The sequence below is a fragment of the Nonomuraea roseola genome (genome assembly GCF_039535395.1).
Classification (GTDB): Bacteria; Actinomycetota; Actinomycetes; order Streptosporangiales; family Streptosporangiaceae; genus Nonomuraea; species Nonomuraea roseola.
Window position 1 is genome coordinate 3,637,965 of the sequence record NZ_BAAAXC010000015.1, and the last position, 12,391, is coordinate 3,650,355.

The 12,391-nt window shown below is 63.5% G+C and carries 13 protein-coding genes and 1 pseudogene; 3 read left to right on the forward strand and 11 right to left on the reverse strand.

Going from position 1 to position 12,391, the window contains the following annotated elements; translation table 11 throughout:
* Positions 1–2 precede the first annotated feature (2 nt).
* The 6 genes from ABFX55_RS40600 to ABFX55_RS40625 all read right to left on the reverse strand — a co-directional run bounded on the left by ABFX55_RS40600 (position 3) and on the right by ABFX55_RS40625 (position 4,619).
* Complete coding sequence (locus tag ABFX55_RS40600) at positions 3–611, reverse strand: metallophosphoesterase (protein WP_346128681.1); 609 nt, start codon at positions 609–611, stop codon at positions 3–5.
* Positions 608–1,390, reverse strand: a complete 783-nt coding sequence (locus ABFX55_RS40605) for a nucleotidyltransferase domain-containing protein (protein ID WP_346128683.1) — start codon at positions 1,388–1,390, stop codon at positions 608–610. The genes ABFX55_RS40600 and ABFX55_RS40605 overlap by 4 nt, the downstream gene beginning before the upstream one ends.
* A gap of 396 nt (positions 1,391–1,786) precedes the next feature.
* Positions 1,787–2,242 carry an HIT family protein gene (locus ABFX55_RS40610; RefSeq protein WP_346128684.1) on the reverse strand — a complete coding sequence of 152 codons (456 nt, stop codon included), beginning with the start codon at positions 2,240–2,242 and terminating at the stop codon, positions 1,787–1,789.
* Entirely contained in the window at positions 2,239–3,099 is an 861-nt protein-coding gene (locus tag ABFX55_RS40615; RefSeq protein ID WP_346128686.1) for a macro domain-containing protein, read from the reverse strand. The genes ABFX55_RS40610 and ABFX55_RS40615 overlap by 4 nt, the downstream gene beginning before the upstream one ends.
* Positions 3,096–3,605, reverse strand: coding sequence for a TIR domain-containing protein (locus ABFX55_RS40620; RefSeq protein WP_346128688.1), 510 nt, complete (start codon positions 3,603–3,605; stop codon positions 3,096–3,098). Before ABFX55_RS40620 ends, ABFX55_RS40615 begins: the two co-directional genes overlap by 4 nt.
* An 885-nt stretch (positions 3,606–4,490) precedes the next feature.
* Positions 4,491–4,619, reverse strand: a complete 129-nt coding sequence (locus tag ABFX55_RS40625) for a hypothetical protein (protein WP_346128689.1) — start codon at positions 4,617–4,619, stop codon at positions 4,491–4,493.
* A gap of 145 nt (positions 4,620–4,764) precedes the next feature.
* Between ABFX55_RS40625 and ABFX55_RS40635 the strand changes: the two are divergent.
* A pseudogene (locus ABFX55_RS40635) lies at positions 4,765–6,524 on the forward strand (IS481 family transposase).
* 69 nt (positions 6,525–6,593) lie between these two features.
* Here the strand turns inward: ABFX55_RS40635 and ABFX55_RS40640 are convergent.
* The 5 genes from ABFX55_RS40640 to ABFX55_RS40660 all read right to left on the reverse strand — a co-directional run bounded on the left by ABFX55_RS40640 (position 6,594) and on the right by ABFX55_RS40660 (position 10,545).
* Positions 6,594–7,067: an NUDIX hydrolase gene (locus tag ABFX55_RS40640; RefSeq protein WP_346128691.1), complete on the reverse strand. Its 474-nt coding sequence runs from the start codon at positions 7,065–7,067 to the stop codon at positions 6,594–6,596.
* 11 nt (positions 7,068–7,078) lie between these two features.
* Positions 7,079–7,318 (reverse strand): GntR family transcriptional regulator, encoded by a 240-nt coding sequence (locus ABFX55_RS40645; RefSeq protein ID WP_346128692.1) that lies wholly within the window; start codon positions 7,316–7,318, stop codon positions 7,079–7,081.
* Between the two features lie 971 nt (positions 7,319–8,289).
* The gene (locus ABFX55_RS40650) at positions 8,290–8,883 is read right to left on the reverse strand and encodes a nucleoside/nucleotide kinase family protein (RefSeq protein ID WP_346128694.1); all 594 of its coding nucleotides are present in this window, start codon (positions 8,881–8,883) and stop codon (positions 8,290–8,292) included.
* Positions 8,880–9,917 carry a P-loop nucleotide/nucleoside kinase family protein gene (locus ABFX55_RS40655; RefSeq protein WP_346128695.1) on the reverse strand — a complete coding sequence of 346 codons (1,038 nt, stop codon included), beginning with the start codon at positions 9,915–9,917 and terminating at the stop codon, positions 8,880–8,882. The genes ABFX55_RS40650 and ABFX55_RS40655 overlap by 4 nt, the downstream gene beginning before the upstream one ends.
* 259 nt (positions 9,918–10,176) lie before the next feature.
* A complete protein-coding gene (locus ABFX55_RS40660) occupies positions 10,177–10,545 on the reverse strand; it encodes a GntR family transcriptional regulator (protein ID WP_346128697.1) in 369 nt (122 codons plus the stop codon).
* 123 nt (positions 10,546–10,668) lie between these two features.
* On the opposite strand from ABFX55_RS40660, the gene ABFX55_RS40665 reads away from it, so the two are divergent.
* Together ABFX55_RS40665 and ABFX55_RS40670 are read left to right on the forward strand one after the other, a co-directional pair.
* Positions 10,669–11,007, forward strand: a complete 339-nt coding sequence (locus ABFX55_RS40665) for an SCO3933 family regulatory protein (protein WP_183650181.1) — start codon at positions 10,669–10,671, stop codon at positions 11,005–11,007.
* The gene (locus tag ABFX55_RS40670; RefSeq protein WP_346128699.1) at positions 11,004–12,383 is read left to right on the forward strand and encodes an FtsK/SpoIIIE domain-containing protein; all 1,380 of its coding nucleotides are present in this window, start codon (positions 11,004–11,006) and stop codon (positions 12,381–12,383) included. Before ABFX55_RS40665 ends, ABFX55_RS40670 begins: the two co-directional genes overlap by 4 nt.
* Positions 12,384–12,391 lie beyond the last annotated feature (8 nt).

A 12,391-nucleotide genomic window follows, 5' to 3' on the forward strand; every position in this document is an offset into this window, starting at 1 on the left:
GGTCAGCTGGTCACGATGGCGCCATCAGCGTCAACCTGGATGTAGTCGAGGCTGGGCCACAGCAAAGCCGTGAGACGACCATCATCGGACCCACAGCCGGTATCCAGCTGCGCCGAGTTGGGACCGATCCTTGGAAGCTGGCCGACTGTAACGTGCGCACTCACCCGGAACTTGCGCGTCGAGGCTGACGGAGGGGTGTGTTGAGCGATGAAGTCATTCGACTCGTAGGTTTCGGGCATACGCCGCATCCCGTCCAAATGCTCACTTGGGAACCTGGCGCGAAAGTCACTGAGTACGTCGGGTCCAACTTTCGCACCGACGTACGACCGAATGGTCATCGCCCCGCCCATTTTGAGAAAGGCCGTCAAGTCTTCGGTGTCCAACGCATCGAGCAACGCTGCCTCGTGGTTCCCCCTGAGGAGGGTCGCGCGTCCGGATCCGGAATACGTAAGAAGCTCTTCCATCACCTCGGCAGACTGTGCTCCTTTGTTGATGTAGTCACCAAGAAAAATCGCGTGCGGTCCACCTCGCGCAGCGAGGATTTCGCATAGTCCCCGGAGAGCACTCAGATTTCCGTGGACGTCGCCTACAAATGCGATCTCGGCACTCATAACAGGATCTTCTCCACCTCGGCGTAGTCGGAGGTCTTGCCGGTAACGCCCAGGGCCATGAACGCCATCGAGAGGATGTCGCTGGGACGTCCCCATTCGTTGACGACTGTGGCCTCAAGGGAACCATGTTCACTGGGCGGGAACTCGCCGATTATCCTGCGCAGCCGGGACAGGCATTGTTCAAGGTCCGATGTAGTCGCCTCACCTGGCTGCCGTGAGGCCAGGAGGCTGGTCAGGCAAGGATCTCCATGCCGAACGGCCAGCTCCCGTACTGAGAAGCAGGGAGCACCGTCGGCGATGGCCTGCGCGTATAAGCAGCTGCGCAGCAGGTACCGGGCCTGACGCAAAAGGCCGGCGAGGTACTTCGGTAAGTCTCGCTCCAAGCTCGTGAACAGCTCAGACAAGCTCCGAGCGCGGGCAAGGAGTCGCTTAGTGTCGACCTCGCCCATGTCCTCCACAGCGCGGGTTAGATAGCCATGTCTGTCCCAAACAATCTTGGCGTCACGCTTGAGGTGGGCCCCAAAAAGAGTACCGATGCCAGTCGAGAGCTGCTTTCGGGTGTAGTAACTCACATGTACGTAACCGGCGTCAGTGCTGGGTCGCTGAGTTGTCACCAGGGCCAGCACATCTAGGTCCGAATCGGGGCCGGCGTCTTGGCGGGCCTGACTCCCGTAGATCAACAACCCCTCAGCATCCGCAGGTAGTGCAGGGAAGTCCTCCAAAACCCTGGCCGGAACGTTCATTCCCAGCAGGGCACTAACCACATCATCACGGATCACGTTCCCCAACTCCTGCGACCTGCCCGCTCTTGAGACAAACAACGACTAGCACCCTACGCGTGTCGGCCCCGATGAGGTGGCAGTGTGACCGCTTATCAAGGTAGCTATCCGGTGGCAAGGGGACCCGTACCGCAGGACTGTCAGGTCTGAGGAACCCAAGCCCCGCGGCAGCCTGGCTCCGCTATTCAAGCGGAGTAATCGCCCTGCTCCGCTGACCTAGACCGTAGTCAGTCGCGTGTCGACGGTGGCGCGAATGTGTCAGCGTGGGGGAACGTTACTGTCACCTGAGCCATAGGCATCCGATGACAAGCCCCTACGATGGGACCTCGCGGGTGGTCGTCCCAGCCAAAAGCACAAGATCTAAAGCAGGATCGTGAACTCTCAAACGTCCTACCTCTACTCGCTTGCTAGATCGTCACGCACTGCCCGCAGTTTGTCAGCGAGCGTTTCCGTCTCGCTGATAGGCAACTCGGGCACGTCGCCCCACTCGGTTCGCCCGCCGGGCAGTGTGCCAGCCACATGGAAGTGAACATGGCCGATCGACTGCCCCGCAGGCACTCCGTTGTTCTGCCAGACCGCAATGCCCGGCCGTCTTTCGGCGCGGTCGATCACGCGAGCCGCCTCACGCACGGCGATCATTAGAGCACCTGCCTCCTCGTCACTCAAATCGAGGATGGTCTCGACATGGCGGACGGGGATGACGAGCAAGTGGGCTACACCGCGCTGTTCCCGTGTAATCAACAAGGCCGTGACCTCATCGCGAGCCAGGATGGTGTACGGGCGCGTGCCATTGAGGTAAGCGCAGAAGGCACAAGAACCATCGTCTGGGAGCTGAATTGAATCCGCTATCACGACGCCCTCAGCGACATAAGGAAGGCTTGGATCTCCAAGCGGTCGAGCCGGTCGTACTGCTCTGATTGCACCACGATCTTTAGCTCATCGCATACCCGCTCCCGGCGAGAGGCGAACATGAATGACAAAATAATGAACCGGACCGAATCCTGGGCGGGCAGAATTTGCGACAGTCTCGCTAGTCCGCCACCAAGAACCGGGACAGCAACCGTACCGCCATTCGCGCGATCGGCGACCTCGCGCCAGAGCTGATCGAGACCTCGCCAGAGATTCTCGATTGAGCTTCGAGCAACGTTCTTCGCGTCCATCTCTGAGTACGCGACACAGAAGAAGCTCCGAGTGGCCTGCTCCAGTACTGCCACTGTTCCCACTTCGTAAACCTTCGTCTTCCCCGGTTTTGTGATCGTGCCCACTGGGACCTTATCACTGAGCGCCTGATCCAGCTCACCATCTAGGCGCTTCACGTCTCCACCGTAGATCTTGTTAACGAACTGGGCCTGGAGGCTCGTCCGAGCGATGATTCGCGGCATTTCCGTATCGAAAGTTGTCTGCATACCGATCACCAGGTGATCCGCGTCCTGCTCAAGGATGTTTCCCCGGACTAGGCTTATTTTCACATTCGGCGCCTCGTATTGCTGCTCGATCGGCCGAGGCCAAGACCTGACGGCAGCGTAAATCAGTGCGATTCCGACCGTTATGATGGTCATCCATGCCCCGACACCTTCAGCCACGTCAGGGAAGAAAACATCGTAGAGGCCAGCGAGCACCGCTATAAGACCAACTGCCGACAGGGCATGGACCGCGAAGTGTTGCCAGAAGCGCTGACCCTTTAGGTCATTAAGCAGTGCCCCGCTCATAGACCGAGCTGTTCGTAGACGCTTGGCTTGTACTGGTAGCACCCGGTATTGGAGCTGCGGGCGTACGCCTCGGCGTATTCGTCCAAGGCGTACTTGATGATCGCCGGTTGGAACGACACTGACATGGTGTAGTAGTCGACGTCCAATAGCGGTTTGGGAATGAAGTTCCGATTAACTGTCCGCCCACCATCAAGGTTGGCGATCACTACCGGCAGGTCGAGGTTGACTATCGCCTCGATCTCATATGCCAAGAATGAATAGCCGTCTCCGCCTTTTTTCTTGGCGTTAGCACTGCCGAGCAATACGAACTGCTTGGCATTTTTCATCCGCTCTCGCAGGTTACGCTTGATCGTCTCCCGACTACTGGTGTCGCGCGAGACGTACAGGTCATGCGCATCATAGAAGTTGAAATCGATATTCCTATTTTCGCGCCATGCTTCCATTAGTCTATAGGACCTAATGTCTTCGCTGGCGAAGGCTACATACGTTTTGTTGCGGTAACTCACGGGAGGACCTCGCTATTCTATATTTTATATATTAGCACCAGCAATAGACTGGCTGTTAGATAATTTCAACCCTCCGTACCGTGAGAGGATGTTTGTTCCTACTAATGCCAATTCGAGAAGCTCGGGGGTTTTGTCGGGTTTGACCGCTTTCAGTGGCTAGGTCTTGAAGAAATATATCTAAAGGAAGCGTTTCAGTGACACAGACGGCATCGGCAAGATGGGGCGCGGACGAGCGGCCAGGCACGGGAGTCAGCGTGGGCCCTTGGTGGAGCAGTTCTCACCACAAGTCCGGCCGAAAGCCTGACATGATCCCCTATCGTGCCACGCTCCATGTCTTCAAGGAACTTGCGCTCGACCATCGCGCCCACCTATTCGACACGTCGAGTGCTCAGCTTGCCGAGGTCGGCCGCAGTCACCGGAGTATCGCCGAGTGCGTATCTGACGTCATGTCCGGCAGCACAATCGTCCAGGACCGTTGTTGCAATGCCGATAGGGCAGCGGTCCTCAGCTCTCATGTTCAGTGGCAAGCTGACCCGGAGCGCAGGGCCGCCAGGCCCGAGCACCGGAAGCGGCGCGGCAGCCGGTTTTCGCTTCTCAGCCGGAACAAGCGCTAGGCAGGGCTCTTCCCAGTAGTGCGCTGCGCCCTGTCGGAGGCTCGGGTCGTCATAGGGTGGTTGACAACTGCCCTCGGATGCACTGGACGGCCAACGTAGGGGTGCCCCCTTTAGTTGCTGGTGCCGGTGAGACTCGCGAGCCTGGGAGAGTTCCACGCATGCTGATGGCAAGGCCAGTATGGAAGGGCCGCGGCGATCGATCACCCCGCCCCTCACAGCGAAGATTGAAGTGACGAATCGTGCCCGTCTTAGTTCGTCACGTCTGACAGCATCAGGGCGCGTAGGGCGGTGCGTGCCCGGACCGGCCGAAGAGCCGCAGCCGGGCACGCTTGCCGACCAGCGCGCCCGGCGGGCCGCGCAGCGGACCGCCTTTAAAGACGTAGAGAAAGTTCTCATTCATGGGCGCCTAGCCGATGTGTCCTGTCCCGGGAGATGCTTGACACTGCTGTCCCACCACATGCTTGACGGTTGCTGGTTTCGGCTATGCCGTGGTGCGTCGTTTGCGGGCGTCGCGTTGCGGGAGGCCGGGATTGGCGCTGGTGGATTTGTCTGTTGTCGAGCAGCGGTATCGCGCGGTGCTGGAAGTTCAGGCAGGTGTCCCGGTGACCGAGGTTGCGGCCAAGTTCGGGGTGTCACGGCAGAGCGTGCATACCTGGCTGGTCCGGTATCGGGAGTCGGGCCTGGCCGGGTTGGTCGACCGGTCCAAGCGTCCGGTGTCGTCTCCGGATCAGATCCCTGCCCAGGTCGAGGTCGTGGTGTGCGAGTTGCGGCGCAAGCATCCCCGGTGGGGGCCGATCCGGATCGTTCATGAGATCGACAGGTTGGGGATCGAGCCGGTGCCGTCGCGGATGAGTGTCTATCGGGCGCTGGTGCGGCACGGCCTGGTCGAGCCGGGCCGGCGGCGGCGCAAACGCCAGGACTATAAGCGGTGGGAGCGTGATGCTCCGATGGCGTTGTGGCAGATGGACATCGTCGGCGGGGTGTTGCTGGCCGATGGGACCGAGTGCAAGGTCGTGACCGGCGTCGATGACCATTCCCGGTTCTGCGTGATCGCGGCGGTGGTGCCGCGGGCGTCGGGCCGGGCGGTGTGTCTGGCTTTTGCTGCTGCGCTGAGGGCCTTCGGCGTCCCGATGAGGTGCTCACTGACAACGGCAAGCAATTCACCGACCGGTTCGGCAAGGGCGGCGAGGTGTTGTTCGACCGGATCTGCCGAGACAACGGGATCACCCATCGGCTGACCCAGCCGCGCTCTCCGACCACGACGGGGAAGATCGAGCGGTTCCATGGCACGTTGCGGCGGGAGTTCCTCAACGACGCGATGCCGTTCGCGGACCTGGCGGCGGCGCAGGCCGCGGTCAGTCGGTGGGTGGCCGACTACAACGCGATCCGGCCGCATCAGGCGCTCGATATGGCGGTGCCGGCCGACCGGTTCACCTGCCGGGCCCCAGATGAGCGGGAGCTGTTGCCGTTGCGGTTGCCGTCGGTGGTGCGGCTGGCCGCGGTGCCTGACCCGGATCCAGTGCCTGAGCAGCTCGGCGAGCCCGCCGTTGAGCCGGTGTCTGGTTGGGTGTGGGACGGGGAGGCGATCGAGTTCGAGCGGGTCGTCCCGCCATCGGGGAACCTGTGGGTGAGTGGTCGTCAGTTCTGGCTCGGCACCGGCCTGGCCGGGGTGAACATCACGTTCTGGGCTGACTGCCAGGTGGTCCACCTGCTGAATGCCGGGGTTCGGATCAAGAGCGTCCGTTCGCACTTCTCCACCGCCGACCTGACGGTGCTGGCCGCTCGGGGAGCCCGCAAGGCCGGGCCCTCGCCACTGCCCCCGGTCGAGGAGGGCACGGCGATCGAGGTGGAGCGGACCGTCAACCGATCCGGGCTGGTCGGCCTGGCCGGACAGGCCGTGCTGGCTGCGGAGATCCTGAACGGGCGCCGGGTCGGCATCCGGATCGACGGCAACACCCTGATGTTCTTCGACCCCGGCACCCGCGAGCTGCTGCGCTCGCGATCCAACCCGCTCACCTATGAGCAGGCCCGCAGGCTACGCGGAGCCCGTCCGGCCGGGCCGCCCCCACACGCCTCCGCCGCCCCGATCACGGTGCAGCGGCGGGCCAGCGACAACGGCCGCATCATGATCGCCGGACAGGTCGTGTCGTTGGGACGTCTGCATGCCCGGACCGTCGTCACCGCTCATGTCACCGACACCGTCATCACGGTCGAACTCGGCGACGACAGGCGCACCTTCCGGCGGACCACTGACCAGCCCGTCCGGAGTATCAAAGCCCACCGGCCCCGCAAGGCCGTCCTATGAATTCAAGGGCAACTGTCAAGGATGTGGTGGGACTGAACCGTCAAGCATCAGGTGGGTCTAGACAGGCGCCTAGCCGATGTGGGGAGGCTTTCCTTGCAGGTAGTGAGTGAGGCGCAGGCGCATGGATGGGTGCATCTGGTAGCCAGTGATCGCGTCTGGGCTGAGCCATTGGACTTCGCAGGACTCATCGCTGGGCCGTGGCTCTCCTGCGATTGGGTGTGCGGTCAGCACAATGGAGAACTCCTGTCGAGCCTCGCCGTTGCTGGTGTAGAGGATCACGTGTCTGGGATCCGTGTAGATGCCGACCAGACCTGTGATCGCACAGGTGATGCCAGTCTCTTCGTAGGTCTCCCGGACCGCGGCCTGTGACAGGGACTCGCCTAGGTCAATCGCTCCGCCTGGAAGGGCCCAGTTGCCGTTGTCGGAGCGGCGAATCATGAGGATGTCGCCAGCGTCGTTGCGGACGATGACGTTCACGGACGGAACGAGGCTGTTGGGGGCTGGCGCGTCGGGATCGTCGTAGAAGTCGATGCGGCGTGACACAACCCGTGACGCTACTCGGTGGGCCGCGGCTGGCCTACGAAGCTGCCGAGATTGGGCACGGTGTAGATCAGGCTCTCATCGCGAAGTCGCTGCATGGCCTTGCGGATGGTCCCACGTGCAACCCCGAACTCCTGCATGAGTTGGACTTCGGATAGCAGATGCTTGGGTGGGTAGGCGCCGTCAACGATCCGTGCGCGTAGCACGTCGGCTATCTGCTCCCACCTGGAGCGATCTGGCTCGAAGTCGATCACTTTCTAACCATAGAAAGCCCTGTTCAGGCACTATCAGGCAGCTCATGGCATGCCATGGCATAGACAGGGGTGTACAGGCGAGCTACGCTGCCTGCATGACGTGCCGTCCCAGTTCCCTTCGAGGCGGCTCAGGCATAGCAGCGCAGACGAGCCGCCGGGGTGAAGCCATGCTCAGACCAGATGTGGAACTCGCGACGTATCACGGGACACATCCGGCGCCCAGAAAGCCGGACTGCGAGCCGGTCACCTGGTACGAGAGCACCGCGCGCGCCGAGCGCGTTCGCGTACGGGAACACACCTGCGGCTGCCGAAACGTCGTATACGAGCTGTGCGCAGCGGCAGGAGTGCTGTTCGTGCGGCGTCTTGATCGCCGAGACAGTCCACTGACCGTACGTGAGTCCCACTGGCTGCGTACGTCCGAGGCGGAGCGACTTTGGGCGGCGATCCTCGACGGGCGTGCGCGTTGAGGGCCCGGCATCTCGACGCGGACGGAGGTACCCCCGTGCCGTCAGCCGCAGACTCCGGAATCGTTCTGGCGAACGGCCCGCACGTCGATGGCTGGCGCACCACTGTGGACGAGCGGGGCGTCTTCTCGGCCCGTCGTGATCCCGATCGGTCGCTCACCCGTGCCGAGCTACGAGGGGGTCCTACGCGGCATCTGACCGCCGATTCTTGGTCGGCGCTGGTCTCGCTCATCGAGGACCAGGGGCGACTTGAAGAGGCGTTCGCGCGCTCGCTAGCGATCACATGCCCGACCTGTCGCCAAGGTCAGGGTGACGCGCCGCTCATCATCACAGTTGACGAGTCGTCTGTTACCGCCGAGCGATGCGTCGAGAGCTATAGCGAGCCCGACTGTCCTCACGGCGACGTCGAGTGGACCTATCAGCGTCCTGTCGTGGACGGGGCCCGTTGTCAGGATTGCGATACGTGGTGGCGCCTCGACCTGATTCCTGACCAGGTCGCGGCGCGACTCAACGGTGGGAACCCTCCTCGTGAGGACATCCGGCCACCCGCAGACGGTCGTACGCGCTCGTGATTCCTTTCGCCGCTGCTTCCGGACTGAGCCGGTTGGTGTGGAGCCGCAGATGAAAGAATCCTGCGTCGGTGTTGGCTTCGAGGTCGTCGACCGTCTCATCCCATGCCGTCAGGCGCTTGCCGGTGTCGACATCCCCGCGAGCCTGCGAGCGCCGCTCGGTGACCTCACGCGGGACCCACAGCAGGACGCGAAGCCACGAGTCGGGGACGCGGCCGATGAGCCGGCGGAGGTCTGGAATGTTGCCCATGTGGACGACGGGCACGTAGCCGGCGGCGTGCCGTATCTCGATGGCTTGGCGGTCGATGGCGTAGACGTTGCCGTAGCGGCGCGTCTCGACCAGCAGCCGGCCTTCGTCGCGGAGCTTGCCCAGGTGCTCACTCGTGACGAACTCGTATCCCGCCGCTCGACCGGCGCCGACCTTGAGTTTGGGCAGCAGGACGAACCGCGGGTCGAGACTGTGCAGGGCGGCGGTGACGGTGTCCTTGCCGCTGGCAGGAGGGCCGTACAGGACGATCCCTTGCGTGCTCACGCCAGGATCCGCTTGAGCGCCTCGCGGGTCTGGTCGGCGAGACTGATGGCGGCGCCGAGCCTGTTGTCGACAGTGATGTGCGCGGTGGGCGGACTGGTGTCTACGGCTAGTCCTTCGGCGTACTGGTCCCAGTTGTCCAGCTTCCACGCGTCACGAGCGGCGCCGCGGAACTCGATGTACTCGCGCATGGACTCGGGGTCACAGCGGACCCAAATGGCCGCAACGTCGATGCCCTTCGCCGCGCACCGATTCTCCAGCCGCGTGAACCATGCCTCGTCCTTCAGCTCCGCGATGAACGGCGCCGAGAGGATGGTGGAGGTGCCGATGTTGAGGTTGTCCCATGCGGTCTCCATCAGGCATCGGTACTCCAGCGGCCGGACCTCCTTGAGATACAGGTCGGTGTGGCGGTCGTTGGGGTCGCCGCCGAGTGAGACCAGGAGACGCTCGACGATGCACCGCGTGAGGGAGTCCTTGTCCAGGAAGGCCCACCCTGTGATGTCCGACAGGAAGCGGGAGAACTCGGTCTTGCCTGATCCGGCGTATCCGCCGACCAGGACCAGGATCGGCTTGGGGCTGCCTCCGCCGTGTCGCCGGCGCCAGGCGTCCACCACGCGATTGCGCAGGAGAGCCTGTGGTGAGTCGCCCGGCTCGATGCCGCCGATGGAGACCTTGGTGAATGCTTCTTCGATGACCTGGGCGGCGGCGTTGTCGGCGACAGGGTCAGCAGGCGGAGGCAAATCAGAAATCACGATTTCCGCTTTCTGTGATTCACCGGGCAAAGCTGGGCGAAAGCCAAGTTCGGGTTCGGTGGCTTGGTAAAGCAGGCAGTAAGCGCGCCGGTAGTGCGGGCCAGGAAAAACTGTGCCCTGTTCGTGGCCCCAGAGGGTCTGGAAGTTAGCCGCAGGAACGGTCAAGCCATGCCGCGCCGCCGCCTGGCGTAGCCGCTCGCCTGCGGCTTCCAAGGTAAGTCCGTGCGCCTCGCGGTGTTCGCGCAGGCGGGAGGGGGTCCAGCCAGTTCGCTGGGTCGTCTTCATTGCATACCTTCGCCTTCACACTGGGGGGCGGTGCGCGGTGTGCGGGTCGTGCATGTGAAAACAGACGTGTAAATGCTGTTGAGCCGAACTGAAGAAGCTTAACTACATCCGCGTGATACCGGAAATCCCCAGGTCACGGTGAACTTAAGCCACTCCGAAGAAACGCAGCACAAGGAGATGGCGATGGAGACGAACCGGCACCGAGTCATCAGGGAACTGGCGGAGATCAGGGCAGAACTGGAGGAGTTGACCTGCCGGGTCAGCGAGATCGCTTCGGCTTTGGGAACACCGTCGACTCCAGAGCCGCAAGCCGATCCCCCAGTTCCTTGAGAGTGCGGCGCATATCCGCCAACTGGGCCAGGACCTCGTTGTCGATGTCATCGGCGGGGCCGGCCGCAGGCGGTGTTTCGCTGACGAACACGCCCTTGCCTTGCTGGCCGACGACCAACCCCTGGGTGCGAAGCACGCTGACGGCTGACTTGATCACGCTGGCCGAGACGTCGTAGCGCTCGCCGAGCTGGGCGATGGAGGGGAGCGCGTCACCAGGCGCCAACGTTCCCCGGCGGATCTGCTCGCTCAGGTCGTCGACGATCTGCAAATAGGCCGGCCGGCCCGACTTCTCCACCATCTGCGCCCTCCTCGTCCACCCCAAGTTGAGCACACCGCAACCAAGCGGTCAAAGAACTCCTTGACAACTTAGAATTCCAAGCGTTCCATGTCTTCTAGGCATCCCCCGATCAAAGGAAAGATCATGCGAGCCATCCCCATCCCCGTCGACGTCACCAAGCTCCAGATCACCTGCGTCAAGGCCCCCAAGCCCCGCCTGGTCAGCAAGGACACCGGCGAGATCAAGCGCGACAAGGACGGCAACGTCATGTACGAACTGACGCTGCTGTTCGAGGACGAGTCCAGCCGCATGGAACTCGTCAAGGTCAGCACGACCCCCGAACCGCAGATCAACGTCGGCGACGAGGTCGTCCCCGTGGGCCTGCTCGGCTACGTCTGGGAGACCGGCGGCCGGTGGGGCATCTCCTACCGAGCGCAGGCGTTCATCCCGGCCGGTGCCGGAAGAACGGCGGCGGGCCAGTGATCGACATCGACATTCACCATCCCGTCATCAAGGCCCTCGCCGCACTGCTCCTGCTGATCCTGTGGCGGCGCTGGGCGCCAGTCTCCTACTGGTACCTGTTCGTCTTCCCGCGCAAGGCCGTGTGGCTGCGCTGGTCCTGGCGGCACGTCGCCTCCGGCTGCGGGCTCACCAAGAAGCGGCAGCGCTGGTGGTTCACCACCATCCCCGGCCTGGTCGCCTCCACCGGCGTCGTCCGCGTCAAACGGCGCTTCCAGCGGGTCGCGGTCGACACCAAGCCATGGATGGGCCTGCCCAAGCCCACGCGGAACGGCTTCCGCATCACCTTCCACCTGCTCGACGGCCAAGTCCCCGACGACTACGCCAAGGTCTGCGAACGGCTCGCGCACGCCTGGCGCATCGAAGCCGTCCGCGTCGTCGGCTCCCGACCCGGCCGCGTCACCCTGCAAGGCATCACCCAAGACCCGTTGACTCACGTCGCGCCTGCCGAACCTCCAACTGAGCCTTCGGCCGGCTGGTCTGCTGACGACCTGCTGCGTCCCGTCGTCGGCGTGCTGGAAACCGGCGCCGCCTGGCGGATGGACTTCCGGCTCATCCCGCACTGGATCAACGTAGGTGCCACCCAATCCGGCAAGTCCAACCTGCTCAACGCCCTCATTGTGAGCCTGTCTCCGCAGCCGGTCGCCATGGTCGGCTTCGACCTCAAAGGCGGCGTCGAACTGTCGGTCTACGGCCCTCGGCTGTCCGCACTGGCCACCACCCGCGAACAGTGCCTCGATCTGCTGGCCGACCTCATCACCGTCATGGGCTCGCGGATGCTGGCCTGCCGGCGGCACGGCGTACGCGACATCTGGCAGCTTCCCGACACCCTTCGCCCCATCCCCGTCATCATCCTGATCGACGAGCTGGCCGAACTCTTCCTGACCGCCGACAAAGCCGAAAAAGACCAAGTCACCCGGACGGCCACCGCCCTGCTGCGCATCGCCCAGCTCGGCCGCGCCTTCGGCATCCACCTCCTGTTGTCCGGTCAGCGCATCGGCTCCGACCTCGGCCCCGGCGTCACCGCGCTGCGCGCCCAGATCGGCGGGCGCGTCTGCCACCGCGTCAACGACCCCGAAACCGCGGTGATGACCCTCGGCGATCTCGACCCCGACGCCCTGGTCGCCGCCCGCTCCATCGCCCCCGAGATGCCCGGCGTCGCCGTGATCACCGGCGCGGACGGCCGCTGGTACCGGGCCCGCTCCGGCTACGTCTCCACCGAAGCCGCCGAACGCGCCGCCCACACCTTCGCCGACCTCACCCCCTCCTGGGCCCAGGTCGCCGCCAGCGGACTCGGCCACGAACTGCCCGCCAACGGCAACCCCGAACTGGCCGCCTGAAAGGAGCG

What these genes read in the sequence shown, in the direction of transcription:
- ABFX55_RS40655 (WP_346128695.1), bottom strand. Translation starts at nt 9,917, where the DNA reads ATGAAGACGACCCAGCGAACTGGCTGGACCCCCTCCCGCCTGCGCGAA.
- ABFX55_RS40660 (WP_346128697.1), bottom strand. Translation starts at nt 10,545, where the DNA reads ATGGTGGAGAAGTCGGGCCGGCCGGCCTATTTGCAGATCGTCGACGAC.
- ABFX55_RS40615 (WP_346128686.1), bottom strand. Translation starts at nt 3,099, where the DNA reads ATGAGCGGGGCACTGCTTAATGACCTAAAGGGTCAGCGCTTCTGGCAA.
- ABFX55_RS40600 (WP_346128681.1), bottom strand. Translation starts at nt 611, where the DNA reads ATGAGTGCCGAGATCGCATTTGTAGGCGACGTCCACGGAAATCTGAGT.
- ABFX55_RS40665 (WP_183650181.1), top strand. Translation starts at nt 10,669, where the DNA reads ATGCGAGCCATCCCCATCCCCGTCGACGTCACCAAGCTCCAGATCACC.
- ABFX55_RS40625 (WP_346128689.1), bottom strand. Translation starts at nt 4,619, where the DNA reads ATGAATGAGAACTTTCTCTACGTCTTTAAAGGCGGTCCGCTGCGCGGC.